Source organism: Pseudomonas sp. BNK-30, assembly GCF_047456185.1.
GTDB lineage: Bacteria > Pseudomonadota > Gammaproteobacteria > Pseudomonadales > Pseudomonadaceae > Aquipseudomonas > Aquipseudomonas putida_E.
Window position 1 is genome coordinate 1,731,756 of the sequence record NZ_CP179904.1, and the last position, 24,628, is coordinate 1,756,383.

26 protein-coding genes and 1 pseudogene are annotated in these 24,628 nt (G+C 61.5%); 15 read left to right on the plus strand and 12 right to left on the minus strand.

The features are described 5' to 3' along the window. Positions 1-270 carry a DUF2790 domain-containing protein gene (locus ACMGGN_RS08065; RefSeq protein ID WP_115275533.1) on the minus strand — a complete coding sequence of 90 codons (270 nt, stop codon included), beginning with the start codon at positions 268-270 and terminating at the stop codon, positions 1-3. Between the two features lie 130 nt (positions 271-400). Between ACMGGN_RS08065 and ACMGGN_RS08070 the strand changes: the two genes are divergently transcribed. From ACMGGN_RS08070 to ACMGGN_RS08095, 6 genes are all read left to right on the plus strand, one after another. After that, on the plus strand, positions 401-1,333 hold the full coding sequence (locus tag ACMGGN_RS08070; protein WP_046786027.1) for a LysR family transcriptional regulator: 933 nt from the start codon (positions 401-403) through the stop codon (positions 1,331-1,333). A gap of 1,693 nt (positions 1,334-3,026) precedes the next feature. Next, entirely contained in the window at positions 3,027-3,677 is a 651-nt protein-coding gene (locus tag ACMGGN_RS08075; RefSeq protein WP_376778914.1) for a methyl-accepting chemotaxis protein, read from the plus strand. 76 nt (positions 3,678-3,753) lie between these two features. Beyond that, the gene (locus tag ACMGGN_RS08080) at positions 3,754-3,954 is read left to right on the plus strand and encodes a DUF1289 domain-containing protein (protein WP_012314714.1); all 201 of its coding nucleotides are present in this window, start codon (positions 3,754-3,756) and stop codon (positions 3,952-3,954) included. A 76-nt stretch (positions 3,955-4,030) separates the two neighbouring features. Continuing rightward, on the plus strand, positions 4,031-4,210 hold the full coding sequence (locus ACMGGN_RS08085) for a DUF2986 domain-containing protein (protein WP_115275534.1): 180 nt from the start codon (positions 4,031-4,033) through the stop codon (positions 4,208-4,210). Further along, a complete protein-coding gene (gene crcB / locus ACMGGN_RS08090; protein WP_161872387.1) occupies positions 4,204-4,587 on the plus strand; it encodes a fluoride efflux transporter CrcB in 384 nt (127 codons plus the stop codon). Before ACMGGN_RS08085 ends, crcB begins: the two co-directional genes overlap by 7 nt. A 105-nt stretch (positions 4,588-4,692) precedes the next feature. After that, complete coding sequence (locus ACMGGN_RS08095; RefSeq protein ID WP_115275535.1) at positions 4,693-5,457, plus strand: hypothetical protein; 765 nt, start codon at positions 4,693-4,695, stop codon at positions 5,455-5,457. Positions 5,458-5,551: 94 nt separating this feature from the next. Here ACMGGN_RS08095 and ACMGGN_RS08100 read toward each other — a convergent pair whose 3' ends face one another. Continuing rightward, complete coding sequence (locus ACMGGN_RS08100) at positions 5,552-6,016, minus strand: hemerythrin domain-containing protein (protein ID WP_046786038.1); 465 nt, start codon at positions 6,014-6,016, stop codon at positions 5,552-5,554. Positions 6,017-6,056: 40 nt separating this feature from the next. Beyond that, positions 6,057-6,914: an SDR family oxidoreductase gene (locus tag ACMGGN_RS08105; protein WP_115274645.1), complete on the minus strand. Its 858-nt coding sequence runs from the start codon at positions 6,912-6,914 to the stop codon at positions 6,057-6,059. A gap of 103 nt (positions 6,915-7,017) precedes the next feature. Here ACMGGN_RS08105 and ACMGGN_RS08110 point away from each other — a divergent pair, with 103 nt between their 5' ends. The 3 genes from ACMGGN_RS08110 (at position 7,018) to ACMGGN_RS08120 (ending at position 9,331) form a co-directional block, all read left to right on the plus strand. Continuing rightward, positions 7,018-7,140 carry a hypothetical protein gene (locus ACMGGN_RS08110; protein ID WP_256658422.1) on the plus strand — a complete coding sequence of 41 codons (123 nt, stop codon included), beginning with the start codon at positions 7,018-7,020 and terminating at the stop codon, positions 7,138-7,140. Further along, positions 7,109-7,633 (plus strand): hypothetical protein, encoded by a 525-nt coding sequence (locus ACMGGN_RS08115; RefSeq protein WP_046786040.1) that lies wholly within the window; start codon positions 7,109-7,111, stop codon positions 7,631-7,633. The genes ACMGGN_RS08110 and ACMGGN_RS08115 overlap by 32 nt, the downstream gene beginning before the upstream one ends. Positions 7,634-7,783: 150 nt before the next feature. Further along, entirely contained in the window at positions 7,784-9,331 is a 1,548-nt protein-coding gene (locus ACMGGN_RS08120) for a sensor histidine kinase (RefSeq protein ID WP_414156650.1), read from the plus strand. 97 nt (positions 9,332-9,428) lie between these two features. Here ACMGGN_RS08120 and ACMGGN_RS08125 read toward each other — a convergent pair whose 3' ends face one another. The 4 genes from ACMGGN_RS08125 to ACMGGN_RS08140 all read right to left on the minus strand — a co-directional run bounded on the left by ACMGGN_RS08125 (position 9,429) and on the right by ACMGGN_RS08140 (position 14,105). Continuing rightward, the gene (locus ACMGGN_RS08125; RefSeq protein ID WP_414156651.1) at positions 9,429-11,630 is read right to left on the minus strand and encodes a xanthine dehydrogenase family protein molybdopterin-binding subunit; all 2,202 of its coding nucleotides are present in this window, start codon (positions 11,628-11,630) and stop codon (positions 9,429-9,431) included. Beyond that, entirely contained in the window at positions 11,627-12,628 is a 1,002-nt protein-coding gene (locus ACMGGN_RS08130) for an FAD binding domain-containing protein (protein ID WP_115274648.1), read from the minus strand. Before ACMGGN_RS08130 ends, ACMGGN_RS08125 begins: the two co-directional genes overlap by 4 nt. Beyond that, the gene (locus ACMGGN_RS08135) at positions 12,625-13,152 is read right to left on the minus strand and encodes a (2Fe-2S)-binding protein (RefSeq protein WP_414156652.1); all 528 of its coding nucleotides are present in this window, start codon (positions 13,150-13,152) and stop codon (positions 12,625-12,627) included. The genes ACMGGN_RS08130 and ACMGGN_RS08135 overlap by 4 nt, the downstream gene beginning before the upstream one ends. Positions 13,153-13,316: 164 nt before the next feature. After that, the gene (locus ACMGGN_RS08140) at positions 13,317-14,105 is read right to left on the minus strand and encodes a formate/nitrite transporter family protein (RefSeq protein WP_046786045.1); all 789 of its coding nucleotides are present in this window, start codon (positions 14,103-14,105) and stop codon (positions 13,317-13,319) included. 460 nt (positions 14,106-14,565) lie between these two features. Between ACMGGN_RS08140 and ACMGGN_RS08145 the strand changes: the two are divergent. The 3 genes and pseudogenes from ACMGGN_RS08145 to ACMGGN_RS08155 form a co-directional block, all read left to right on the plus strand. Then, positions 14,566-14,895, plus strand: a pseudogene (locus ACMGGN_RS08145) (hypothetical protein); the annotation flags it as partial. Positions 14,896-14,977: 82 nt separating this feature from the next. Then, a complete protein-coding gene (locus ACMGGN_RS08150; protein WP_046786046.1) occupies positions 14,978-15,823 on the plus strand; it encodes a DUF692 domain-containing protein in 846 nt (281 codons plus the stop codon). Beyond that, complete coding sequence (locus ACMGGN_RS08155) at positions 15,816-16,571, plus strand: DUF2063 domain-containing protein (protein ID WP_414156653.1); 756 nt, start codon at positions 15,816-15,818, stop codon at positions 16,569-16,571. Before ACMGGN_RS08150 ends, ACMGGN_RS08155 begins: the two co-directional genes overlap by 8 nt. A gap of 12 nt (positions 16,572-16,583) precedes the next feature. Here ACMGGN_RS08155 and ACMGGN_RS08160 read toward each other — a convergent pair whose 3' ends face one another. Next, positions 16,584-16,892 carry a hypothetical protein gene (locus tag ACMGGN_RS08160; RefSeq protein WP_305955515.1) on the minus strand — a complete coding sequence of 103 codons (309 nt, stop codon included), beginning with the start codon at positions 16,890-16,892 and terminating at the stop codon, positions 16,584-16,586. Positions 16,893-17,214: 322 nt separating this feature from the next. Between ACMGGN_RS08160 and ACMGGN_RS08165 the strand changes: the two genes are divergently transcribed. Continuing rightward, positions 17,215-17,694: an isochorismatase family protein gene (locus tag ACMGGN_RS08165; protein ID WP_046786049.1), complete on the plus strand. Its 480-nt coding sequence runs from the start codon at positions 17,215-17,217 to the stop codon at positions 17,692-17,694. On the opposite strand, the gene ACMGGN_RS08170 is transcribed toward ACMGGN_RS08165, so the two are convergent. Together ACMGGN_RS08170 and bamA are read right to left on the minus strand one after the other, a co-directional pair. Next, positions 17,667-18,014 (minus strand): hypothetical protein, encoded by a 348-nt coding sequence (locus tag ACMGGN_RS08170; protein ID WP_251962581.1) that lies wholly within the window; start codon positions 18,012-18,014, stop codon positions 17,667-17,669. The two genes, ACMGGN_RS08165 and ACMGGN_RS08170, sit on opposite strands and share 28 nt — an antisense overlap. A 158-nt stretch (positions 18,015-18,172) precedes the next feature. Beyond that, positions 18,173-20,536 carry an outer membrane protein assembly factor BamA gene (gene bamA / locus ACMGGN_RS08175; RefSeq protein ID WP_414156654.1) on the minus strand — a complete coding sequence of 788 codons (2,364 nt, stop codon included), beginning with the start codon at positions 20,534-20,536 and terminating at the stop codon, positions 18,173-18,175. Between the two features lie 213 nt (positions 20,537-20,749). On the opposite strand from bamA, the gene ACMGGN_RS08180 reads away from it, so the two are divergent. Together ACMGGN_RS08180 and ACMGGN_RS08185 are read left to right on the plus strand one after the other, a co-directional pair. Beyond that, positions 20,750-21,442, plus strand: a complete 693-nt coding sequence (locus tag ACMGGN_RS08180; protein ID WP_414156655.1) for a response regulator — start codon at positions 20,750-20,752, stop codon at positions 21,440-21,442. Further along, positions 21,439-22,698 (plus strand): ATP-binding protein, encoded by a 1,260-nt coding sequence (locus tag ACMGGN_RS08185; protein WP_414156656.1) that lies wholly within the window; start codon positions 21,439-21,441, stop codon positions 22,696-22,698. Before ACMGGN_RS08180 ends, ACMGGN_RS08185 begins: the two co-directional genes overlap by 4 nt. A gap of 34 nt (positions 22,699-22,732) precedes the next feature. On the opposite strand, the gene ACMGGN_RS08190 is transcribed toward ACMGGN_RS08185, so the two are convergent. After that, a complete protein-coding gene (locus ACMGGN_RS08190; protein WP_119687114.1) occupies positions 22,733-23,434 on the minus strand; it encodes a DUF3053 domain-containing protein in 702 nt (233 codons plus the stop codon). 127 nt (positions 23,435-23,561) lie between these two features. Next, the gene (locus tag ACMGGN_RS08195) at positions 23,562-24,515 is read right to left on the minus strand and encodes a LysR family transcriptional regulator (RefSeq protein ID WP_414156657.1); all 954 of its coding nucleotides are present in this window, start codon (positions 24,513-24,515) and stop codon (positions 23,562-23,564) included. Positions 24,516-24,628: the final 113 nt, after the last annotated feature.

Below are 24,628 nucleotides of genomic sequence, written 5' to 3' on the forward strand. Positions count from 1 at the left end.
TCACTGCTGCGAGCAGTTACCCATCTCCTGGTAGTTGACCTCGTGGGTCTGGCCCTGATGGTCGACATAGACCATGTGTGCGGTGCCCACCTGGCAATCGGCAATGTTGCTGGCCGGGGAGATCGACACCACTTTGGCTACATCCAGCGGCATGCCGTATTCGTAGTTGGCGCTGTCGTTGGCGGCCGGCTGGGCGGCGCCTGGGGCGGCCAAGGCGCCGAACGAGGCGAAGGTGGCAGAGAGCGCAAGCAGCGCGATCGAGCGTTTGATGTTCATGGCAGGCTCCTTCTTCAATGTTTTACCAATGATGTATTGTTTGGCTGTGCACAATAAATGGGCTAAGCCGTGATAGATTCCTGCCTGGAACGTACGAATAAGAACGAACAAGGAGCCGAGCCCCATGGACATGCTGCACGCCATGCGCACCTTCACCCGGGTAGTGGAGTGCGGCAGCTTCGCTGCGGCTGCCAATGCCCTGGACATTTCAGCCGCGCAGGTGTCGCGGATCGTCGCCGAGCTTGAGAATCAGCTGCAGACTCGCCTGCTGCACCGCACCACCCGGCGCTTGCGCATGAGCGAGGCCGGCGAGCGGTTTCTTGAGCGCTCGCGGCAAATCATGCTGTTGACCGAAGAGGCGGTGGGCGAAGCGCGTGGCGCGCACCTGACCCCCCGTGGCCGGCTGCGCCTGCATTGCCCGCACGGCCTTGGCCTGTTGCTGATGCCGCTGGTGGCCGGCTACAACGCGCTATGCCCGGAGGTGGTGGTGGAGCTGACCCTGTCCCAGCGCAACCCCGACCCGCTGGCCGAAGGGCACGATGTGGTGATCACCGTGGACGACGCGTTGCCCGACTCACAGCTGATCGCTGTGCCGCTGGGTACCATCTTCAGCATCCCCTGCGCCGCGCCCAGTTACCTGGAGGCCCATGGTGTGCCCGAGCGGCCCGAAGACCTGCATGAGCACCGCTGCCTGCGCATGGCGTACCCGATGTATGAGGGCGACTGGGTGTTTCCCCAAGGGCTGGACCATTGCGTGATCGCGCCGCGCGACAGCTTCCTGACCAACGTCGCCGACGCGATGCTGGTGGCCAGTGAACTGGGCATGGGCATCGGGCTGCTGCCGTTCTACACGGCCAGCCAGGCGATCGAGCAAGGGCGCTTGCGGCGGTTGTTGGCACCTTACCGGTTGCGTGAGTGTGCGTTGTACGCAATGTACCCGTCGCGGCACTATCTGGATGCCAAGGTGCGGACCTGGATCGATTACCTCAAGGAGCAGTTGCCGGCGCTGTTTGCAGGGCATGAACAGATTGTCGATGACACGCAGTACTGGCGGTGAGTGAGATCAGGTCCTGTGGCGGGCGACCCTTATTGGCGCAGGTCGCATTTTTTGCCCCTCATTGGTGCGCAGATGGCGTACTGAGGCCATGGCTACCTGCCTAATCATTAGCTTGCATACGAGTTGGCGTAGTACTTGCTATCACTTTGCCATTGTGATGTCGCGTATGGTGAAGATAATGTCGCTTTCAAGTGGTTCCATGCAGTTGTCATCGGCTGAGAAGCATTGGCTGCCGTGGTTCGGAAAAACCGGCAAGCTCAGCATGCGCTGGTCCTGCGGGCTCAACCGATCGACTTATCCGGTCATCGAGCAGACGTTCGAAGCCATAGCCCAGACCCGCATGCAGTTGCTGCAAAGCTGGGCGAGAGAACAGTGGGAACACCTGGCGGAACTTGCTGAAAACCTTGGCCCGGCCCTGGCTCACGACCGCACGCCATTGCTGGACAAGCTCGCCCAAGCGAACGACTTCTCGGAACTGTTCATCATCGACACCAGTGGCACGGTTGTGTTGTCGAGTTGGGCGCAACGCAGTAACGGCCAACGCATCGGGCAACTGGGCGCCTTGGCCCAGGGGTTGAAGGCGCCGTTTTTGCACGGCCCCTACAGTGATCCGCTGACCTTGCAGATCGGCCCCTCGTCGTCGCGGTTTCACGACGAAGTGACACTGATGTTCTATCAGCCGCTCAAAGCGCAAGGGAAGGTCTACGGCTGCCTCTGCGGCCGGGTGCCCAACGATGTATTGGGCGACCTGATCCAGCGCGAGGCCGGGCATATCTATGCCGAGTCCGGTGACAATTACCTGTTCATGGCGCAATCGCATTTCGACCCCGCTATCAAACCGGGTACCGCCCTGTCGCGCTCACGTTTCGAGGACGGCACCTTCACCCACGGGGAAAACCTCAAGAGTGGGGTGCATACGCCATGGAGCACCGTGCAGGTCCAGCGCCATACCGAGCTTGAGCTGCGCTTTACCGACCCTGCCACCCGCGAGCTTCATCCAGGCGTTCGGGAAACCATCCGCCAGGGCGCCAACCTGTTCGTGACTTACCCTGGCTATTCGGACTATCGCCATGTACCAGTGGTGGGCAAAGGCGTCACATTCCAGTTGCCGGGCTCGCCGGACCGGTGGGGCATGATGTGCGAAGCCGATCTGGAGGAGGTCTACCGGCGACGCTCACTCAGCTACGGGTTGATGAAGCCGTACATCGCGATCATGGCCGGCCTGTTTGGTTGCAACTTCCTGGTGCAGCACTACGCGGGCTTGGCGCAAGGCATCAACGATGCGCTGCTGGCCGTGAGCATGCTGGCTGCCACACTGCTTTTCAGTGCGCTGGGGCCCCGGCGGCTGGCAGCCAGGTTCAATGGCATGACCGATGTACTGCGCACCATCGCCGAGGGCGAGGGCAACCTGCGCCAACGCCTGGACACCACGACCATGGCCAACGATGAAAGTGGCGACATGGCGCGCTGGATCAACAGCTTCATCGACCGCCTGGACTCGGTGGTGGGCCAAGTGGTCAAGGCCAGCCGCACGGTGGGCGCCACCAATCAGATGATGCTCGGGCGCAGCCACGAAGCGAGCGTCACCTCCAGCGAAGTGGCCGAGGCGGTGCACCAGATGATGATCATCATGGAGGAGCAACTGGGCGAACTGCAGCAGGCTTCGGTCAGCGCAGAGCAGATGAAGCAGGCCATGGACGAGGTGGTCAGCCGTGCCCGCGAGCAGTACCTGGCGGTGCAGGCCGGCACCCAGTCGATTCGGGATGTGGTAGCGCGTTCTGCTTCCAGTGTGCAGTTGCTCGACAGCAGGATGGCGCAGATCGGCAACATCAGCGGGCTGATCAGCGACATCACCAACCAGACCAACCTGCTGGCCCTCAATGCCGCCATCGAGGCCGCCCGCGCGGGCGAGCATGGCCGAGGGTTTGCGGTGGTGGCCGACGAAGTGCGCAGCCTGGCTTCGCGCACGGCGCGCGCCGCCGACGATATCCGGCACATGGTCGAAGGCCTGCAGAATGAAACCCAGCAAGCCGTCAGCTTCATGGAGGAGGGGGTACATAATGTCGATGACAGTTTGCGCCTGGCCGAAGATGCCTCGTCGGAGAACGTACAGTTGCACCAGGCGGTAGAGAGCATGTTCCAGATCATTCAGCAGCTCAACCAGCGCAGCCTGGCTTATGGCAAGACCATTGAGCAGGTCAACCAGTCTTCCAGTGAAATGCGCCAGACGGCGGTGGTGCTGCAGAGCAGTGCCGAGACGGTGAAGGCCAATGCCAGCAAGCTGCAGAAGCTGGTCGGGCAGTTCGAGGTCAGCAGCGATACCGACAGGGCCGCAGCGGCTTGAGGGCCTGTGGAGCGCCCTGTTCTCGGCGCATCTGGCCGTCGTGCGCTATCATCCGCGGCCACGACCGGAGCAGCCCATGGCCAAAGACATCGAAAACCCCTGCGTCTCGCTTTGCCAGCTCAACAGCGAGCTGTGCGTGAGCTGTGGCCGAACCCGTGAGGAAATCCGCAAGTGGCGCGGCATGAAACGCCCGGAGAAGATGGCCACCGTGCAGCGCGCTGCGACGCGGATGAAGGCCATCGTCAAGAAAAACGCCAAGCGCCAGGGCAACGAGTGATTCACCCGCGCCCCCAGGGCCTGGTTCCATCATTTATGATGTGTTCTACCTGATCAACCCCGTACCGAGTGGCACCATGAACCGTCGCAAGAAGATCAAGCAGTTGCTGCAAGCACACCAGAAAAAGGCCGCCGCCAAGCTGGCACCGCGAAACAAGCCTAAATACATCTGCAAGGCCGATCGGCTGAAGCTGGCGGCTGATGCCGGTACCGAATGCCTGCCAGTTCTTTGCCCGGAGCGCGATGCTGTATGTTGAAGTCGCTATTGGCCATCGGGATTGGTGCCATGGTCGGTGCCTGGCTTCGCTGGGGCCTGGGCATGAAGCTCAATGCACTTTTCCCCGCCGTGCCGCCAGGTACCCTGCTGGCCAACCTCCTTGGTGGCTACATCATTGGCTTGGCCATCGCATTCTTCTCCGCATCGCCGTCGCTCAGCCCCGAATGGCGCCTGCTGCTGATCACTGGTTTTTGCGGTGGATTGACCACGTTCTCCACTTTCTCCGCAGAGGTCGTGTCGCTTATGCAGGAGGGGCGTATTTCATGGGCTCTGGGCTCTATCGCTTTGCACGTCACAGGTTCCTTGCTGATGACTGGGGCAGGGTTGGCGACGTTCTACTTTATTAACGGGCGCTAATAATCTGAGTAATGCCCCAGCGGTTCCATTAGCATTGGGCGCTTATCTGCCGCCTGTCAGGCACGATAAGCCCACTCCTGTCTTTTGAAACTGATGCCGCCCTCAATGACTGCCTTCTACCTCAAGTTCCTGATCACCCCGACCCTCATGCTGGCCATCTCGCTGGCAGCCAGGCGCTGGGGTACCCAGATCGGTGGGCTGCTCTCCGGGCTGCCGGTCACCTCGGCCCTGGTCATGTTGTTTCTCAGCCTCGAACAGGGGCCTGGTTTTGCGTTGCAGGCGGTGCCTGGCGCATTGGCGGGGTTGGCCGCCGTACAGGCAACCTACCTGTTCTACTACCTGGTGACCCGGCATGTGTCCGCTTTTATCGGCTGCATCACGGGCGTGGCGGTTTACGCGGTCACCGCCTTTGTGATGAGCCGCTTGGGCATGGTGGCGGTGTCAGTCGGCGTGACGTTGCTCCTGCTTACGCTGATCATCATCCTTACCTCGAACAATGCGCAGGCCGGTGCCGCGAAGGTTGTGCCGCTGCCTCGCTGGGTGATCCCCATGCGCATGCTCACGGCAACCCTGTTGTTGGTGGCGATCACTGCCAGTGCCCAATGGCTTGGGCCGGTGGCCAGCGGCCTGCTGGCACCCATCCCGGTGATTGCCTGGCCGCTGGCGGTGTTCGCTCATGTTCAGGGCGGTCACCAGGAGCTGGGTGCGATCGTGCGCGGCAATGCCATTGGCGCTGTGGGGGTGTTGGGCTTCTACCTGGCGGTGAAAAGCTCGATCGAGCCGCTGGGTACGGTACCGTCCATTACTGGCGCAGTGGTGCTGGCCGTGCTGGCAACGTTCGTGTTGGCGAGAATGCTAGGCAAAGGTTGAGGCTAGGGCAGGCGTATGGGGTCATAGTCCTGCCCGCGGCACCTTGCAGCATCTGCCAGTGGCATTTCATGCCTTTTGCTTGGCTGCTTTGAATTCAAGCGGCACGCTGCTCACCCTTGAGCATCTTTTTTTGCGCTTCCATGGCTTGGCCCATTTCTTCCAGCAGATCTTTGCTCAACAGCTTTTTCGCCGTGGGAAACAACTCGTCTTCCTCCTCTTCGATATGGTGTTCAAGCAACTCTTTCATCACTTTGACGCGGCCTGCAAATTCGAGCGTGCCGGTTTCGGTGTGCAGCAGGTCCGGCAACACCAGCGCATCGACCGTGCGGTGTTCCTCTTTTGCCTCGTAGTACATCTTCGCTTCTTCCTTGCCCCCGGCTTGTTTGATGGCCGGGTAAAGGATCTCTTCTTCAAGCGCGGTGTGGATCTGCAACTCCTGCTCGATCCGATGCAGGAGTTCGGCACGCTTCTTGACGGCGCGCTCGGTGGTTGAAGACAGTTCGTCCAGCAGCTTTTTAACCAGTTTGTGGTCTTGAATCAGCAGATCGATAGCGTTCATGGTGCACCTCATCGCGGTTGTGGAATCACGGCCTTGCAGGTCAAAGAATGGGTTTTCCGCCCGTAACGGCATAGCGTGAGCCAGAGATGTAGCTGGCCTCATCGGAGCCGAGCAAGACGTAGATCGGAGCTACCTCAACCGGTTGGCCCGGCCGGCCCATCGGATAGCTCGACCCGAAGTTTTTCACTGCCTCATCGGGCATGGTGGCAGGGATCAGTGGGGTCCAGATCGGGCCTGGTGCCACGCTGTTGACCCGAATCCCTTTGTCTCCCAGCAATTGGGCCAGCCCGGCGGTGAAGTTGGCGATGGCGCCTTTGGTGGTGGCATAGGCCAGCAGTTTGGGCGATGGGTCATCGGAATTGACCGAACTGGTGTTGATGATCGAACTGCCTTTGGGCATCGATGGCAGCGCCCGCTGGCAAATGCGGAATATGGCCGTGATGTTGACGTCGAATGTCATTACCCATTCGTCATCGTCGATTTCATCGAGGCTGTCGTGCGCCATCTGAAACGCGGCGTTATTGACCAGAATGTCGATACGACCAAACTGCTCCACGGTCTTGTCGACGATGTCGTAGCAGTGCTGTTTGCGCGCCAGATCCCCGGGCAGCAGCAGGCATTGCCGGCCCGCAGCCTGGACCCAACGGGCGGTTTCCTGCGCATCGTCGTGCTCATCAAGGTAGGCGAGGGCAATGTCTGCGCCTTCGCGGGCGTAGGCGATGGCGACTGCACGCCCGATCCCGCTGTCGGCGCCCGTGATCAGCGCTATCTTGCCGTTGAGTCGGCCGTTGCCGGTGTAGGTGTGCTCGCCACAGTCCGGGGAGGGTTCCATCTTGCGCTGCGAACCCGGGACGCTTTGCGGTTGTGAGGGAAACGGAGGGGTAGGGTAGTCACGCATGGTGCAAGCTCCTGCAGTTGGAAGGCTCATACCTGTTCGAAAGATGTGACAAGGGTTTGTTGGACGGGATCCGGTGTTTGAACGACGGACGGTTGGCCTGGGCATGGCGACTGAATTTTCGTTGTGCGCGCTGTTCTACCGCTCAAGCGCCTACCGCCACCCGGTATGGCTCAGCGAACACCAGGAGTCGCCACGTGCCTCGAATCATCACCCCTACCACCCCTGAACACGAGATCGATGAACACAATGCGAGGATGTTCGGTTCGCCTAAGGAGCGGCTGGACTTCTACCGCAGGGAAATTCAGTACGAGACCACCATCCTGGCCAACCGCACCGATGCCTACCTGGCCGCCCAGTCGTTTCTGGTCATCGCTTACGTGTCGTCCATGGGCAACCTGAACCAGAGCTGGGGTGAGATGTTCACATTGCTGGTGCCCGCCTTTCTCGCATTGCTGGGCGTGATGAGTACGCTCAATGCATGGCCTGGCATTCGCGCGGCCTATCGGATCATCGATCACTGGCAGCTCAAGCAAAGCCATCTTCTGCTCAGTGAACCCATGATGGGCCTGGCCTATGACGAATCTCCGCTGTTTTGCGAGGCGGAAACCTCCCGTGCAGGGCATCGCAAGTCCCTGCTTTTTTCGCTGCGTACGCCTTGGATCTTTCTTGGGTTCTGGCTGTTGCTGGGCAGTTATTCGGTTTATATCCAGCTTGCATGATCAAAGCGCAGGCAAGGGGCATGCGTACATCAATGTTGGTGGTTGCACCGAAGCGATCAGCGGTGTTACACCAGATCTGATGTAGCCTACGGCCGTTTCTGCAAAGGCTAACCTTAGAACGGCATTTCTCAGCGCCCTGGAAGACTATTGATGCAGCAGCTGCCCCCTGACGAGACCATTCGTGCCGCACTCAGGAAATCCCAAGCCCGGCTGCACAGGCAGCACGAGCTGGTGGTCGAGTACGCGGTCATGTCGCTTAAATCCACCAACCTGGATGACGTGCTTGACCAGGCTTGCGCACTGGTGGCCAAAGGCATGCACACCCGATTCGCCAAGGTCCTGATGCCGATTCCCGATAGCGACAGGTTTCTGCTGTCGCATGGGGTAGGGTGGGATGAGTCCGATATTGGCCACGCGACAGTGGGGGCCGACGAGGCCAGCCCTGCCGGGTTTGCCATTCAAACCTATCGGCCTGTGATTTCGAACCACCTGGGCCAGGAACAGCGCTTCAGAACGCCAGAATTGCTGAAAAAGTATGGTATCGAGCGTGCCATCAACGTGCCTATCAGGGGCGCATTGATGCCGTTTGGGGTACTTGAGGCAGACAGTAGCGATGGTGAGGATTTCATCGAAAGCGATCTGGTGTTCCTGGAAGGGATCTCCAACGTTATCTCCATGGCGGTTGAGCGGCTGACCGCTGGGGATGATCCTCAGCTGGCCGACCCCTATTCGGAAAGCATGCTCAACGCCAGCCCGGACTGTGTGAACGTGTTGTCCAGCAGCGGTCACATCGAGTTCATGAACGACGCCGGGTTGGCGTTGATGCATATCGCCGACCTGGCAGAGATCAAAGGGCAGCCATGGTTGCAGCTTTGGCCTGCCGAGTCGGGCCCGGTCGTCCAGGAGGCCTTGGAAAAAGTCGCCAGAGGCGAGTCGACCCGCTTCGAAGGGTTCTGCCCTACCGGTCAGCAGGCGCCTAAATGGTGGGATGTCTCCGTTGCCCCCGTGTTGAACGCCGATGGCCAGGTCGAAAAACTCATTGCGGTATCCAGGGACATCACCGAACGGCACCATTATGAGGCTCAGTTGCTGTCGCTGATCGATGCACAGAACTCCAGGCTCAACAAGAACGACCTGCACCTCGAAGAAATCCATCACCGCGTCAAGAACAGCCTGCATCTGGTCAATACCCTGTTGCTATTGCAGGCGAACCTGACGCCGGATGCCGCGGTCAAGCTGCAACTGGAAACGGCAGCGGGTCGGGTTGTGACCATTGCCAGCGTGCATGAACGGCTCTATCAGACGGCCGATCAAGAGGTGCTTGCCGGCGACTACCTCGGAGCCTTGCTCGGTGACCTGGGGAGGGCACTGGCCGACCGGAAGATCGTCCTTGACGCTGACGCATTCACCCTGCTGCCAGCAAGAATGGCGCCGTTGGGCCTGGTCATCTCCGAGCTGATCACCAATGCCTTGAAATACGGCAAAGGCACCATCGAGGTCAGCGTGCGGGATGCAGGTGACCACGCGTTGATCACCGTCACTGACGAGGGTGACGGTTTTCCCGAAAATTATCCCAAACCTAGCGGAACGGGCCTTGGCATGCGGCTTGTCAGAAGTTATTCAGGCTATGGCAGCTCGGCGATCTCGATTGATGGGGGCACAGATAAAAGCACCATTCACGTTCGCTTCAAACTCTGATGTTGAAGGCGGGGATGCAGGTATGCCTGGAATTCTCCAGTACCCTTGACTCGAGCGCCGCCTGCGCGGCGCCCGATCCCGCAAACCCCGCCCGCTGCTAGAGCACTTTGTCCAGCGTTATCGGAAACGCTCTCACGCGTTTGCCGGTAGCATGGTAAACGGCATTGGCAACCGCCGCCGCGACTCCAACGACGCCGATCTCGCCTACGCCCTTGGAACCCAGGTCATTGACGATGTCGTCGTGCTCTTCCACGAACATCACCTCGATGTCAGCGATATCGGCATGCACCGGGATGTGATACTCGGCCAGGTTGTGGTTGAGGATGCGACCAAGTTCATGATCGGTTTGCGTCTCTTCCTGCAACGCCATGCCCAACCCCCAGACCACGCCTCCGAGGATCTGGCTACGGGCGGTTTTCGGGTTGACCACACGCCCGGCGGCCACCGCGCTGACCACCCGCATGACCTTGATCGTACCCAGGTCTTCGTCAACGTGTACCTCTACGAAGACGGCCGAATGGGTAGCGGTGGAGAACGGCTGGCGTCCGGCACCGGGCTCGGCGTCGATCTGCACCTGCAGCTCGCCGTCCTTGGCCGTTGCGGCGATGCTGGCGATGGCAATACGGTGTTTCCCCGCTTGCAGGTAGCCTTGCGCGAACGCCACATTCTCTGCCGGCGTCGCCGCTATTTCGGGGAAATTCTGGCGCGCGAGTTCCAGCACCTTGGTGCGCAGGATCTGACAGGCCTGCTGCACTGCCGAACCCACCGAAGACACCGTGAACGAGCCGCCCTGTAACGGCGCTGTCGGCAGTGAGGAGTTGCCCAGCAGGAAGGTCACATCCTCGGGCAAGACCCCCGCAGCGTCCGCAGCAATCTGGGTCATCACCGTATAGGTACCGGTACCTATGTCAGTGGTGGCGCTACTGACGGTCAAATGCCCGCAGCTGTCGAAGCAGGCCTTGGCGCTGGCCTTCATCTGCAGCGCCTCCCAGACCCCGCCGGCCACGCCCCAGCCGATCAATTGGTTGCCTTCTCGCATGCTGCGAGGCTTTGGGGGGCGTTTGCCCCAGCCGAAGCGCGCGGCGCCCTGGTCATAACAGGCCAACAGCTCTTTGCTGGAATAGGGTTTGCCGTCGTTGCCATTGTGGCTGGCAAAATTGCGTCGACGCAATTGGAGCGGGTCGAGGTTCGCAGCGCATGCCAACTCATCCATCGCGCACTCCAGTGCGAGCACGCCGGACGCGGCACCCGGCGCACGCATGTCCAGCGGGGTATATACGTCGAGCGGCGCAAGGCGATAACCGAGCGCAACGTTGTCGCAGTGGTAGAGCATGCCGCTCCACTCCACCAGGTGTTCGGTGAAGTCTTCGAAGCGCGATGTCTGGCCGAGCGCGTCGTGGGCAATTGCCAGCAGCTTGCCATCCGCCGCCGCACCCAGGCGCAGCCGCTGCTGCGTACGGGGACGATAGCCGAAGGTGAACATCTGCTGGCGTGTGAGGGCAAGGCGCACCGAACGTTTCAGGTGCAGGGCTGCCATGACTGCCAACGGCAACTGGTATTGCGGCCGCAGCCCGGAGCCAAAGGCACCGCCGACAAAGGCGGCGAGCACCCTGATGTTCTGTTTGGGCAGGCCGAACACCTTGTGCAGGTAGTCCTGACAGTTCTGCGTACCCTGGGTCTTGTCATGAATTTCCAGGGAGTCTCCAGCTTTGTAGAAAACGGTCGACGCGTGGGGCTCCATCGGGTTGTGATGCTCGATGGGCGTGTCGTAGGTGGCATCGACACGTACTGCGGCTTGAGCGTAATGCCCTGCGAAATCACCGCGCGGCTCTGGCGTTTGAGCGGGTGCCGGGTGCGTGTGGTCGAGCACCGCGAACAGGTCGGTCTGGTGCGGCTCTTCGCTGTAGTCGATGCGCACCAGGGCGCCGGCATGGCGTGCCAACTCAAGGCTCTCGGCGACCACCAGTGCCAACGGTTGCCCGCTATACAGTACACGGTCGTTGAATAGCGGCCGGAACGGGGAGCCTTCGGCTGAGTCGGCATCGCTGTAGTCGTCGTCATAGCTGGAAATGCGTGGGCGATTGGCGTGGTGCAGCACCGCGACCACGCCGGGTAACTGCAGTGCCTGGCTAGCGTCGATCGAGCGCACCCGGCCGCGGGCGATGGTGCTCGATACCACACTGGCGTGAAGCAGCCCGGCCTCGGGGTACTCACCGGCGTACCGCGCCTTGCCAGTCACCTTGGCAACGCCATCCACGCGGTCCAGGGGTTTGCCCACCACATTGGTCGTCTGGGTCATGGCGTCGTCCTCTGAATGCTGGCGTCGCCTGCGGCTTCACTGAGCGCACGGACGATCGCACGTTTGGCGAGTTCCACTTTGAAAGCGTTGTGGCTCAGCGGTTTTGCCATCTGCAGCCATGCCTGGGCGGCGCGCGCGAAGAGGGCGTGGGAAGCCCTTTGACCTTGCAAGGTTTTCTCCACAGCTGTGTCTCGCCAAGGCTTGTGCGCTACGCCTCCCAGAGCCACCCGGGCTTCCTGGATGACGTCGCCATCGAACTTCAACGCGGCAGCGACCGATACCAGTGCAAACGCGTACGAGGCACGGTCGCGAATCTTCAGGTAGTGAGAGTGCTGCGCAAACTCAGCAGGTGGCAGTTCTATCGCGGTAATCAGCTCATCGGCTGACAGCTGGTTGTCACGCTCCGGCGTGTTGCCTGGCAGGCTATGGAAGTCGGTAAAGGGGATCAGCCGTGAGCCGGCGCGGCCTTGCACGTGCACAACGGCATCGAGTGCTGCCAGCGCCACACACATGTCCGAGGGGTGCGTGGCAACGCAGGTATCGCTGGCGCCGAGAATGGCGTGGATGCGGTTGAGACCCGAGCGGGCAGGGCAACCGCTTCCTGGCTCACGTTTGTTGCAGGGGGTGCCGGTGTCATAGAAGTAATAGCAGCGCGTACGCTGCAACAGGTTGCCCCCGGTACTTGCCATGTTGCGCAACTGCGGTGATGCGCCTGCAAGGATGGCTTGTGACAGCAACGGGTAGTGCTGTTCGATCACCGCATTCCAGGCAAGGTCGGCGTTGCTGACCAATGCGCCAATCAAAACGCCGCCGTTGGCGGTGGGCTCGATGCCGTGCAGGTCCAGGGCGGTGATGTCGATCAAGCGCTGCGGGTTAACCACGTTCTCCTTCATCAGATCGACCAGGTTGGTGCCGCCGGCAATAAAGCGGGTGGATTCGTCCGCCATGTTTACCGCTTCACTGACCGATGCAGGCCTGTGGTAGCTGAAAGGGGTCATGGGTTCGGCCCTCCCTGAGGCTTGGCGGTCGCCTGCACCAGCGGCAATGCCTCTTCGACCGCAGCAAGGATATTGCTGTAGGCGCCGCAGCGGCACAGATTGCCGCTCATGTGTTCGCGAATGGCTTCACGGGTAACGGCGCGGCCTTCATGGGCCAGGCCGACTGCCGAACAGATCTGGCCGGGCGTGCAATAGCCGCACTGGAAGGCATCATGGGTGATGAAGGCACGCTGCATGGGGTGCAGTTGCTCGCCTTGGGCCAGCCCCTCGACCGTGACCAGGTCGGCGCCGTCGCACATCACGGCGAGGGTCAGGCAGGCATTGATCCGCTTGCCGTCGCGCAGCACCGTGCAGGCGCCGCACTGGCCATGGTCACAACCTTTTTTGCTGCCGATCAGATCGAGTTGCTCACGCAGCAGGTCGAGCAGGGTCGTCCATGGCTGGACGTGTAGCGACGTGCGTTCGCCGTTGAGTGTCAGGCTGATGGGATGCCCATCGACACCCTGTTGGGGGTTGGTGTTCATGGGAAAACCTCACGGTCAGGAATGCATTCGCGCAATCAAGTGCGTCTATTTCCTGCGACTGGAGGCTTTCGGCAAACGTTCAGGTTTTATTCGGGGCTTGCGGCAGTGTGCAGTCTCGGCCACTGCTTGACCGCAGGCTGCGCCACCCATGGCAAACGGCGGGCTTAACGCGTGGCGGCTTGTTCTTCTACCGAGGTGCCGAAGGAGACGTAGTACGCCAACCCGACGAAGATCGCCCCACCCACGGCGTTGCCCAGGAAGACTGCTGCAAGGTTGTGCACCAGCTGGCCCCAGCTCAGGTAACCGGCGAAGATCGCAGCTGGGATCAGGAACATGTTGGCCACCACGTGCTGGAAGCCGATGGCGACGAAGGCCATGATCGGGAACCAGATGCCGAGAATCTTGCCGCTCATCTCACGGCTGGCATACGCCAGCCACACTGCCAGGCACACCAGCCAGTTGCAGCCGATGCCCGAAACGAATGCGTGGAGGAAGTCGGCGCTGGTCTTGCTGGTTGCCGCTGCCAGCGTCTTGTTCAGGTAGGCACCTTCAGTGAGCCCCAGCAAGTGGCCAAAGCAGTACGCCACGAACAGCGCGCCCAGCAGGTTTGCCACGGTCACCAGCAGCCAGTTGCGCGCGACGTCCACCAGCCGGATGCGCCGGGCGAACATCGCCAGGGGCAGGCTCATCATGTTGCCGGTGAGCAATTCGCCGCCTGCCAGGATGACCAGGATCAGCCCGATCGGAAATACCGCGGCGCCCAGCAAGTTGCCCAACGAGGCCCAGGGGGCAGGAATCATGGTACTGACATGGATGTGCAGCAGAAACCCCATTGAAATGAATGCGCCCGCCAGAAAACCCAGGATGAGCGTGGCGCGGGCGGGCAGGTGGGCTTTGCGGGTGCCGGCTTCGATGACCAGCTCGGTGATGCGGGAGGGCGTATTGACGGACATTTCAGTAACTCGAACACAAGGACGACGGTCACGCCGTGAGGCATGCAGCGGGTCGGGATTAACAGAGAGCGCGCAGGGCAGTTAGCGAGGTATTCAGAAGAAGGGCAAAACAGACAAGCTCGATCGACTTCGTAGAGCGGCGCACGTTATCTGAGGCAATTTGACGCAGTCAAATCGATAGGCTGGATGGTTTGATAGAGGCACTCGATGATGGGTGCTGTGAGGCCTGACGCGGCCTGTCGGTTTCGCTTTGGCAGACACGCCTGTGTATCACTCTGTATCAAGGCGCTTTGCCAAGCCACTTGCTTACAAATGCCTCGTTCTGCCGATACGTCACGGATACATGCCTCAGGCCAAATGAGCCAACCCGAATGAACAGCCCGACGGCCTGTAGTTCTGGCGCAATCGCCCTTGAGGCATGACCGCGCGGCTTGGCCGCGCACCTATCCGGAGAAGCACCATGTCCCGTATCCAGTTCCCCAACAAGACCCGCCTTGGCCTGCTCAGCATCGCACTGGTGGGCGGCATCAACCTGACCGCATCGGCCTTTGCTGTCGAAGCACTGCCGCAGGGCTACCAGCTCGCTGCTGCCGAAAAGGCCGGGGAGGGCAAATGTGGCGAGGGCAAGTGCGGCGCCGACAGCGCCCATGCCAAGGCCACCCAGACCGAAGGTAAATGCGGCGAGGGCAAATGTGGCGCCAGCGATGCCAAGGCCAAGGCTACCCAGGCCGAAGGCAAGTGTGGTGAAGGCAAGTGTGGCGATGCCTCGCGTGCCCCATCTGTAGCTGACTGAGCCAGGCCAGGACTGACCACCAGCGCTATCCTCCCTGCGCTGATAGGCCCGGGAGGGTGGTCGCTTCAAGGAGCACGCCATGAGCACATCCCTTCCCTTGCAAGGCGCCGGCCTTGGTCTGCGCCGGGCGCTGCTGCCTGAGTTGCTGACCATGGCCCCCGGTGCCGTGGACTTTCTCGAATGCGCCCCTGACAACTGGATCGGTGTAGGCGGCAGTTATGGCAAAGGCCTGGAGCGCCTGGCTGAGCGTTTCCCGCTGGCTTGTCATGGTTTGTCCCTGTCGTTGGGCGGGCCTGAGCCTCTGGATCGCGCTTTTCTACGGCAGATCCGCGATTTTCTCGACCGTTATCGCGTGCCACTGTTCAGCGAGCACCTGAGCTACTGTAGCGATGACGGTCATCTCTACGACCTGATTCCCATGCCCTTCACCGACGAAGCCGTGCGCCATACCGCTGAGCGCATCCATCAGGTGCAGGACGCGCTCGGCCGGCGCATCGCGGTGGAAAACATCTCCTATTACGCTGCACCGTACCAGGCGATGAGCGAAATCGAGTTCCTGAGCGCCGTGCTCGAAGAAGCCGGCTGCGACCTGTTGCTTGACATCAACAACCTGATCGTCAATGCCTGCAACCACCGCTATGACGCTGCCGATTTCCTCGCCCGCGTGCAGGCCGAGCGGGTGGTGTGCCTGCACGTGGCCGGGCACTACGATGAAGCACCGGATCTGAAGATCGATACCCACGGTGCGAGCGTGAAGGAGGACGTGTGGCGCTTGCTGGCCCGTGCCTATGAGCATTTGGGTGCTGTGCCGACCCTGCTGGAGCGCGATTTCAACCTGCCGCCGCTGGCCGAACTGTTGCTTGAGGTGGATTACATTCGCGACCTGCAAACCGCTGCAAGCGCGCCGCAGGTGCGCCATGGCTGATACCTTGCGCGAGCAGCAGATGCGGATGGCCCGGTTCATCCGTGACCCGCAGTCCAACCCGCCGCCACCGGGCATCGAGGCGCGGCGCCTGGCGGTGTATCGGCGGCTGTTCTTCGGCAATGTGCAGTCGCTGCTGGCCGGCAGCTTTCCGGTGCTGCAGGCTAGCCTGGGACCTGAGCGGTGGCTGGCGCTGATTGAAAGCTTCTACGCCAACCATCGCTGCCAGACGCCGCTGTTCACCGAAGTGGCTGGCGAGCTGGTCGAATACCTGCAAAACCGTGCCGACCAGCCGGGCTGGGTGGCCGAACTGGCCCATTATGAATGGATCGAGACGGTGCTGATGCTCAGTGATGGCACAGACCTGGCGCATGACCCGAACGGTGACCTGCTTCAGGGCGTACCGTTATTGTCCTGCCTTGCTGCACCACTTGCCTACGCGTGGCCGGTCAGCCATATCGGCCCTGGGCGTATTCCATCGCAGGTGCCGACAACGCCGACCCTTCTGTTGGCCTGCCGCGGCGCAGACCACAAGGTGCATTTCTCGCGCCTTGCGCCGCTGGCCCATGCGTTGCTGGTGTCTTTGCAGGAAAGGCAAGTGAGCGGGCGTGAACACCTGGCAGGGTTGGCAGCACGTGCCGGCATCGAACCGGGCACCGTTGAAACCTTGGGACTTGAACTGTTGATAAATCTCAAATCTCAAGGCGTGGTGCTCGGGACCACACTGCACGAAAGACCCATGAGGCTTTGATTCCAACCAGAATCAGCGGCGATAGTAGTGGTGATCGGCTTCGTAGCGGTGGTGCATGGCCCGCTCATGGCGGCGCTGCCAGTCGCGGCGGCGTTCCGCTTCACGGCGCGCCTGCTCACGGCGCCATTGGTCGCGCCGCCATTGGTCACGACGCCAGTCGTCTCTACGGTCGTGCCAGTGGCCGTCGCGCCGGTAACGGTCATCATGGGCAAGCAGCGTAGCGGGTTGCGCGGCTGCTACGCTCGCCAGGCTCGGCCAAGGGCTGTTGGCGTCCTCGATGTGGGCCTGAGAAGAGGTGGCCTTGGTTGCGAGCAGCGGCATTGACGCCTTCGCCGGTGTTGCAGATGCCGAGCCCATTGCCGCGAACGCGAACAGGCCCAGGAGCACTATCCGTGGGACATGGATTTTCATGAGCGAAGACAACCTCTGATAGACATTGGGACGTTGGCCATGACGTCGCGGGCAAACCCTGAGGGAGCCAGCAATCTTCATCTGCCTGTTCACATAGACCTTCAAACCGAAAAAAGTTCTAGAAAACCGCAACTTGACTCATCAGTGGTGCAACGCGGGGTGCTGGTCAAGGGCGTCATCGGCCACCAGCAACGGTATACTCCGTACCTTTGCCAGCGCCCCGGAGACAGCCATGCGGCAGGTTTTACTCATCGTCGATGTACAGTCCACCTTCAGCCCGCCCGAGTGGCTGGTCGATGGTGTGCGCGCGTTGTCTGCGACGATCCCGACCATTGCCTCGCTCCAGTTGCATGATGAACAGGTCACGCCGTTCGAGCGGCAGCTTGGCTGGCACCCTGCAGCAGAAGACGAGTGCCTGGTCGAGGCTGACAAGGTCTTTGTCAAACAGGGTTACAGGCAGACTGCCGAGACCATCGAGTACATCAGGGGGCTGGGCGCGGAGCGGGTGTTGGTCTGCGGGTTGCAGACCGAGACGTGCGTGCTTGCCGCCGGCTTTGCCCTGTTCGACGAAGGGCTCATGCCGACGTTGATTACCGACCTGACGGTGGGGTCTTCCCTGGATCGTTCAGGGAAAATGGGCATCGAGCTGTGGAAGCATCACTTCGGTAATGTCATCACCCGGGCTCAGGTGCTGGCCGAAGGTTGCGTCTGACACGGTCCTGACCGGTCGCTGATCCACACGAGCGGGCGCGATGGCTCAGCGCTGGCCATGTGCTTGAGTGTTTCTGAATCGAGCAAGGTGCTTACCTGGCCGACCATGGCAAGCAGGCGATCGGCGAAATCTGCGCTGATGATGCCGCTGTCTTCCAGGGATATTCCATGACCTTCGTGCTGGATCGCCAGATGGTAGTGGCTCACGCCCTGGTCGTTTTCGCTGCTGGCCAGCGTCACGATGCAGCTTGGGCCGAGCAACCTGGCCAGGCGTTGCTGCACCTGCTCCAGCAGCGGGGTGGGTAGTTGTTCTTGCAGCATGAAGGGGTACCTTCCAGGCGAGTTCTAGGGGGAGTCAGCTTAGGCAAACGGGCTGTCAACTTGGGTTAAGCCGGGGTAAAAGCGGGTAAGACCCGCTTCCCGTGAAGCGGCCTGCTCGCGACCGCTGCCGGCACGACACAACCCCGCTCCTGGATAAGTCAGAAGGTCTGCCCCAGCGAGAACTGGAATATCTGCGTCTCGGCGTTCTCCGGCTTCTTTACCGGTGTGGCAAGGCTGAACGTCAGCGGCCCCATGGGGCTGTACCAGGTCACGCCGACGCCCAGCGACACCGCCAGCTGGTCCAGGCCCACACTGCCGCAACCCTGCGTGGTGGACAGGTAGCACGTGTCGGAAAACACGTTGCCCGCGTCCACGAACACCGAGCTGCGAAGCTGGCGCTGGTCTTTGATGAAGGGCATCGGGAAGATGTACTCGGCGCCGCCGGTCACCAGGATGTTGCCGCCCAGTGCATCGGTATCGCGGTCGGAGTAATAGGCTTGACCGGCACTTGCATAGGTACCGGTCGCCGGCGTATTGCGCGGGCCCAGCGAGCCATCCTTGAAGCCGCGTACCGAACCCTGGCCACCGGCTGTGTAGTTCTCATAGAAGGGCAGGCCCTCGGTGGAGCCGTAGCCATCCCCGTAGCCCAGGCTGGTATGCAGGCGCAATGTGGTGCGTTCGCTCAGCGGCAGGTAGGTCTGGCCGCTGTAGTCGAGCTTGTAGAACGAAAGGTCGCTGCCAGGAATAGTGGTTTCCAGGGTCAGGCTCTGGGAGTGACCACGGGTCGCCAGCACCCCCTTGTTCAAGGTCGACTCGGACCAGCCGATCGAAGCCTTGAGGTTGTTGAAACTTTCGCCCTCGCGCTGGATGAAGTCATAGATCTCGTCGGCGCTATAGGTGCCGGGGGAGATGTCATCGTGTTGCAGGGTCAGGCCGTAGGTCAGGCGCGACGTTTCGCTGATCGGGTAGCCCAGGCTCACGCCCGCGCCATAGCTGTTGATGGCGTAGTAGGAAACGCCGTCATCGTAGTAATCGCTGTAGTCGGTGCTGCTGTAGAACAGGTTGTAGCCCAGGCTCACGCCATCTTCGGTGAAGTACGGGTTGGTGAAGCCGAAGTTGTACTTGGTCTGGTATTCCGAACGGGTCAGGCCGATGGACACCTTGTTACCGGTACCGAGGAAGTTGGTCTGGCTGATCGAACCGCCCAGGATCAGGCCGGCGCTCTGGGCGAAGCCCACGCTGGCGGTGATCGAGCCGGATGCCTGCTCTTCGACGCTGTAGTTGACGTCGACCTGGTCGTCGGTGCCCGGCACTGGCGGGGTCTCGACGTTGACTTCCTTGAAGAAGCCCAGGCGCTCCAGGCGGGTCTTGGACTGGTCGATCAGGTAGGTCGAAGCCCAGCCGCCTTCCATCTGGCGCATTTCGCGGCGCAGCACTTCGTCTTCGGTCTTGGTGTTGCCGCGGTAGTTGATGCGGTTGACGTAGGCACGCTTGCCCGGGTCGACCACGAACATGATGTCGACCGTGTGATCTTCGTCATTGGGCTGTGGCACGCCGTTGACGTTGGCGAAGGTATAGCCTTCGTTACCAAGGCGGCGGGTGATCAGCTCGGACGTGGTGGTCATCACCTTGCGCGAGAACACCTGGCCCGGCTGCACCAGCAGCAGCGAGTTGACCTGGTCTTCCGGCACCTTCAGGTCGCCCGACAGCTTCACGTCACGAACGGTGTACTTCTCGCCTTCGTTGACGTTGACGGTGATGTAGACGTGCTTCTTGTCCGGGGTGATCGACACCTGGGTGGAAGCGATGTCCATGTTGATGTAGCCGCGGTCCAGGTAGTAGGAACGCAGGCGCTCCAGGTCACCGGAGAGTTTCTCGTGGGCGTACTTGTCGTCATTCTTGAAGAACGACAGCCAGTTGGTGGTCTTGAGCTCGAACAGCTGCGCCAGCTCTTCATCGTCGAACACGGTGTTGCCGACGACGTTGATGTGCTGGATGGCAGCGACGGTGCCTTCGTTGATCTTGATCTTCAGGGCAACCCGGTTTCGCGGCTGTGGCACCACCTCGGCGTCGACCTCGGCCGAGTAGCGGCCCTGGGCCACGTACTGGCGCTGCAGTTCGTTACGCACGCCTTCGAGGGTGGCACGCTGGAAGATCTCGCCTTCGGCCAGGCCCGACTGTTTCAGGCCCTTCATCAGGTCCTCGGTGCTGATCGCCTTGTTGCCTTCGATCTCGATGCTCGACACCGACGGGCGCTCGACCACGTTGATGATCAGGACATCGCCGTCGCGGTTCAGCTGGATATCCTGGAAGAAGCCGGTCTTGAACAGCGAACGGGTGGACTCCACCAGGCGCCGGTCATCGGCCTGATCGCCCACGTTCAGGGGCAAGGCACCGAAAACGCTGCCGGCGGATACCCGCTGCAGGCCGTTGACCCTGATGTCGGCGATCCTGAACGGCGCCGCCTGGGCCACGCAGGCTTGTAGCAGCAGGATGGAGAGCAACAGACGCGGGTAGTTCATCGGGGGTTCCAGGCGGGCGTAAGGGTGGCTGAGCAGGCTCGGCGAAGGCGCGCGGCGGCTGCCAGGCAAGCGGGCGATGAGGATAAGGGCGGGCTGTGTTTGGCGCGGTTAACCCAGGGTAAAGATGTGTAAAGTTCGCCCAGCTTGCGGTGACAGCCTGGCGCGGCAGGGCGATCATGAGCGCTTTGTAACCCCTGCCTAAGCGTACCCACCATGATTCCTGTGCTGTTGGTCGATGACGACCGCGAACTCACCGAAATGCTTGCCCTTTACCTGGCCCGCGAAGGTTTCCAGGCGACCGCCGTGGCTAGCGGCGAAGAGGGCGAGACCAAAGCCTTGAGTGGGGCTTTTCGCATCGTGGTGCTGGATGTGATGCTGCCGGGCATCTCAGGGATCGAAGTGTTGCGGCGCATTCGTGCGCGTAGCCAGGTTCCGGTGCTGTTGCTCACCGCCCGTGGTGACAACATCGACCGCATTGCCGGCCTGGAGCTGGGTGCCGATGACTACGTGCCCAAGCCCAGCTCCCCGGGCGAACTGGTGGCGCGCTTGCGCGCGATCCTGCGCCGGGTGCAACCGCACGCGTTGGCTGAAAGCCAGGCTGGCGAAGCCATCGGCAGAGGGGCCCTGACTTTGTGGCCAGGGCGCCGCAAGGCCCAGTGGGCCGCTGCTCCTCTGGAACTGACCGGGACTGAATTCAGCCTGCTCGAAGCGTTGGCTCGCCAGGCGGGCCAACTGGTGAGCAAGCAAGACCTGTCGCTCAACGCCCTGGGCCGCCCGCTGACCCGTTACGATCGACGCATCGATGTGCACATCAGCAGCATCCGTCAGAAGCTCGGCCCACGCGCCGACGGCAGCAGCTGGATCCAGAGCGTACGGGGCATGGGCTACATGCTGATCGTCGAATGATGCGTCGGCGCCTGTTCTGGAAGCTATTTCTGGCCTTCTGGCTGGCCAATAGCCTGACGTTCCTGGTGGGCGCGGGGGCCTTCATGCTCGACGACCTGCGTGGCGACACCCCAGCGCTGCGTTCGCTGCTGGTTACTGAGCTGAACATGTTGCACCGCTACGGCGAGCAGGCCGGCCGTCAGCTGTTGCAGGTTTCGCCCCAGCCAGAAGGTGTGCAGGTGGGGCTGTATGACGGCACCGGCCACTTGTTGGCCGGCAGGGCCGTGGCCATGCCTCGTTTCGAGCGGGCGCTGCTCGACCAGGGCGGCCAGGCCCTGGTGCTGCGCGCTTCGGTGGCAACCTCACTTGACGAGGCGCCGCGCCCCCGCGGCATGGGCCCGCTCCTCACCGGTACGTTGATGAGCGCGTTGTTTGCCTTGCTGTGTAGCCTGTACCTGACCAGGCCCTTGACCTGGCTGCGCGAAGCCATGGGGCAGGTCGCCCAGGGCAGGTTCGAAGTGCGCGTCAAGCCACGCCTGGGCAAGCGCCGCGACGAGATCGTCGACCTTGCCGAAGACTGCGACCGCATGGCCAGCCAGCTCAAGGCGCTGGTCGAGGCCCAGCAGCAACTGCTGCATGATATTTCTCACGAGCTGCGCTCGCCTTTGACCCGTATGCACGCGGCCATCGGCCTGATACGCCAGCAGCCGGAGCGCGATGGGATGCTTGAACGCATCGAGCGCGAATCACGGCGCATGGATGACCTGATCGAGCAACTGCTGACCCTGGCGCGTGCCCAGTCACAGCCGTGCGATGGCAATTGCGAAGCGCTGGATGTGGTCGAGTTGCTGGCGCAAATAGTCGAAGATGCCCGTTTCGAGGCCGGCATGAAGCAATGCCAGGTTTCGCTGAGCGCGGATGACGCATTTTTTACCCGCGGGCATGAGGAACTGCTGTATCGCGCCTTTGAGAACGTGGTGCGCAATGCCGTGCGTTACACCGCTGCGGGTACCGAAGTACGGGTGCTGGCGCTGCTGGCCGACGACGGTGAACAGCTGGAAGTGACCATCATCGACCAAGGGCCAGGTGTGGACCCGGCGCGCCTGCAGAGCATTTTCGAGACGTTCGACCGGGGTATGGACAGCGGCAGCGATGGCTTTGGCCTGGGCTTGGCCATCGCCCGTCGGGCAATCGCGCTGCATCAGGGCACGATCACCGCCCAGGCGGGAGAGGGAGGGGGATTGCGGGTGAACATCCAATTGCCGCAGCGGGTATGAGCAAACCCTCACCCGCCGCCTCAATCGCAGCCGACTAGCGCCCGAGCATCACCGTCTTCAGCCTTGCCTGCGCCTGCTGCACGGTCTTGGCCTGGTTGTTCAGGTCCGCCAGCAAGGCATTCAACTCAGCCTGAACGGTCGGGTCGGACACCTTCACGATGGCCCCGTTGATTTCTATCTTTTCCTTGTGCGCATCCACGTAGTCGGCCACCTTCAGGCTGCTGTCCAGGGTGCCGTTGATTTGCGGCAGCACGTCCAGGAAGGTGTCGGCCGGGACGCTGACGGTGCGCTCAAAGGCCTTGTCGTAAACCACCTTGAGGTCTTGCGGCTGCTTGAGCTGGGCATGGGCGGTGTCCGCCTTGGCCTTTTGCTCCTGCAACTGCTTGCCCATGTCGTTCAGGCCGGTCTGCACCGCTTTTATGTCGTCACGGCGGGCAGTGACATCATTGAGCGAGCGAACCGCGCCTTTTTGCAGCAGGTTACCCAGAGGCTGCACAGCGGCATCCATCGCGCCGTTGAACTGGGTGATGACTGCATAGTGATCGCTGTAGGGGCCAAAAGCCTTGGTTTCGTCTGCGCTCAGCTTGGGCACATGCACCCCTGGCTTGTCGACGATACGGGTCTGCAGGAATTCGCTGAAGGCGGCACGTTGCTTGGGTTCGCTGTCGCCGCAGGCGGCGAGTACCAGGGGCAGGGCGAGGGCGAGCAGCCAGCGGGGCTGGAATGAGACGTTCATGTCGGTGAATCTCCTGAGTGCATGGGTAGGCCTGCGCACCGTCACGCGCTGCGCGGCGGTGCAAGGTTAGCGTTTTCCAGCCTGCGGATCCAATCTGGCAGTGAAGGTAAATCCAGACCCGCCGGCTTCACATGCTGGGCAACTCGAACCCGGGGATCTGCCGCCCCAGCTTGAGCGCCTGGCCATGCAGCACGCGCATCAGGTGCAGCGCCGCCTGCGACGGCGGTTCAAAGCGCGAATGGACGAAGCTGATATCGAAGTGAATTTCGTCAGCCAGGCGCACCACGGCCAGGCCGCTGTCCTGTGCCACGAACTCATCGATCAAGGTGATGCCCATGCCTTGCTTGACCAGTGCCACGGCTTCGTTGGCATTGGTGAACGACAACAGCGAGTCCAGGTGAAGGCCGCGGCGTGCTATCTCCTCGGCCAGCAGCTTGCCGAACGGCATGTCCGGACGGAACAGTAACAGCGGGTGGCCTACCAACTGCTGCAGGGTCAGTGAGGGCTGCTGTGCCAGGGGGTAATCGACGGGCATTGCAACGACCATGCGCCCACGCATGAAGGCTTGCGAATGCAAATGGTCGTGCACCACCGGCAGGGCGGCGATCGACAGGTCGACCTTTTTTGACAGGATCTGGTTGGGCATCTCGCCCATCAGCGAGGTCTGCCATTCGATCTGCAATGCGGGCGCCTCACGCTTGAGCTGGGCCAGGGCGATCGGGATCACCACCGTCGCCAACGAGGCGCTGCAGGAAATCCGCAGCTTGCGGTGGGCACCGGTGGCCAGCGCCAGAGCGCACTCATTGACCTGCAGCGCCGCCTGATACACCCGCTCGACCTCACGGAACAGGATCTGCGCCTCGGCGGTGGGTACCAGGCGGTTGTTGATGCGCTCGAACAGGCGGTAGGCCAGACGCCCCTCGATGTAGCCGATGAGCTTGCTCACCGCTGGCTGCGAGACGTAGAGCATCTTCGCGGCGGCGCTGATCGAGCCGGTCAGCATCACCGCCCTGAACACCTCCATGTGCCGCAGTTTGAACACCAGTGAACTGGCGTCGCGGCCTTCTTTGCCGGGAAGCATGAGTATTACCTTAGGTTATGGTATTCGCCATCTGTGTATGAGCGCTATCGCTACGCCCGCAGTATCGTGAACCCAGGGAAATCGCCCCTGGTGGCGAACAATAACAAGATCTG

What these genes read in the sequence shown, in the direction of transcription:
- ACMGGN_RS08070 (WP_046786027.1), top strand. Translation starts at nt 401, where the DNA reads ATGGACATGCTGCACGCCATGCGCACCTTCACCCGGGTAGTGGAGTGC.
- ACMGGN_RS08075 (WP_376778914.1), top strand. Translation starts at nt 3,027, where the DNA reads ATGGACGAGGTGGTCAGCCGTGCCCGCGAGCAGTACCTGGCGGTGCAG.
- ACMGGN_RS08080 (WP_012314714.1), top strand. Translation starts at nt 3,754, where the DNA reads ATGGCCAAAGACATCGAAAACCCCTGCGTCTCGCTTTGCCAGCTCAAC.
- ACMGGN_RS08085 (WP_115275534.1), top strand. Translation starts at nt 4,031, where the DNA reads ATGAACCGTCGCAAGAAGATCAAGCAGTTGCTGCAAGCACACCAGAAA.
- crcB (WP_161872387.1), top strand. Translation starts at nt 4,204, where the DNA reads ATGTTGAAGTCGCTATTGGCCATCGGGATTGGTGCCATGGTCGGTGCC.
- ACMGGN_RS08095 (WP_115275535.1), top strand. Translation starts at nt 4,693, where the DNA reads ATGACTGCCTTCTACCTCAAGTTCCTGATCACCCCGACCCTCATGCTG.
- ACMGGN_RS08100 (WP_046786038.1), bottom strand. Translation starts at nt 6,016, where the DNA reads ATGAACGCTATCGATCTGCTGATTCAAGACCACAAACTGGTTAAAAAG.
- ACMGGN_RS08105 (WP_115274645.1), bottom strand. Translation starts at nt 6,914, where the DNA reads ATGCGTGACTACCCTACCCCTCCGTTTCCCTCACAACCGCAAAGCGTC.
- ACMGGN_RS08110 (WP_256658422.1), top strand. Translation starts at nt 7,018, where the DNA reads ATGGCGACTGAATTTTCGTTGTGCGCGCTGTTCTACCGCTCAAGCGCC.
- ACMGGN_RS08120 (WP_414156650.1), top strand. Translation starts at nt 7,784, where the DNA reads ATGCAGCAGCTGCCCCCTGACGAGACCATTCGTGCCGCACTCAGGAAA.
- ACMGGN_RS08125 (WP_414156651.1), bottom strand. Translation starts at nt 11,630, where the DNA reads ATGACCCAGACGACCAATGTGGTGGGCAAACCCCTGGACCGCGTGGAT.
- ACMGGN_RS08130 (WP_115274648.1), bottom strand. Translation starts at nt 12,628, where the DNA reads ATGACCCCTTTCAGCTACCACAGGCCTGCATCGGTCAGTGAAGCGGTA.
- ACMGGN_RS08135 (WP_414156652.1), bottom strand. Translation starts at nt 13,152, where the DNA reads ATGAACACCAACCCCCAACAGGGTGTCGATGGGCATCCCATCAGCCTG.
- ACMGGN_RS08140 (WP_046786045.1), bottom strand. Translation starts at nt 14,105, where the DNA reads ATGTCCGTCAATACGCCCTCCCGCATCACCGAGCTGGTCATCGAAGCC.
- ACMGGN_RS08150 (WP_046786046.1), top strand. Translation starts at nt 14,978, where the DNA reads ATGAGCACATCCCTTCCCTTGCAAGGCGCCGGCCTTGGTCTGCGCCGG.
- ACMGGN_RS08155 (WP_414156653.1), top strand. Translation starts at nt 15,816, where the DNA reads ATGGCTGATACCTTGCGCGAGCAGCAGATGCGGATGGCCCGGTTCATC.
- ACMGGN_RS08160 (WP_305955515.1), bottom strand. Translation starts at nt 16,892, where the DNA reads ATGCCGCTGCTCGCAACCAAGGCCACCTCTTCTCAGGCCCACATCGAG.
- ACMGGN_RS08165 (WP_046786049.1), top strand. Translation starts at nt 17,215, where the DNA reads ATGCGGCAGGTTTTACTCATCGTCGATGTACAGTCCACCTTCAGCCCG.
- ACMGGN_RS08170 (WP_251962581.1), bottom strand. Translation starts at nt 18,014, where the DNA reads ATGCTGCAAGAACAACTACCCACCCCGCTGCTGGAGCAGGTGCAGCAA.
- bamA (WP_414156654.1), bottom strand. Translation starts at nt 20,536, where the DNA reads ATGAACTACCCGCGTCTGTTGCTCTCCATCCTGCTGCTACAAGCCTGC.
- ACMGGN_RS08180 (WP_414156655.1), top strand. Translation starts at nt 20,750, where the DNA reads ATGATTCCTGTGCTGTTGGTCGATGACGACCGCGAACTCACCGAAATG.
- ACMGGN_RS08185 (WP_414156656.1), top strand. Translation starts at nt 21,439, where the DNA reads ATGATGCGTCGGCGCCTGTTCTGGAAGCTATTTCTGGCCTTCTGGCTG.
- ACMGGN_RS08190 (WP_119687114.1), bottom strand. Translation starts at nt 23,434, where the DNA reads ATGAACGTCTCATTCCAGCCCCGCTGGCTGCTCGCCCTCGCCCTGCCC.
- ACMGGN_RS08195 (WP_414156657.1), bottom strand. Translation starts at nt 24,515, where the DNA reads ATGCTTCCCGGCAAAGAAGGCCGCGACGCCAGTTCACTGGTGTTCAAA.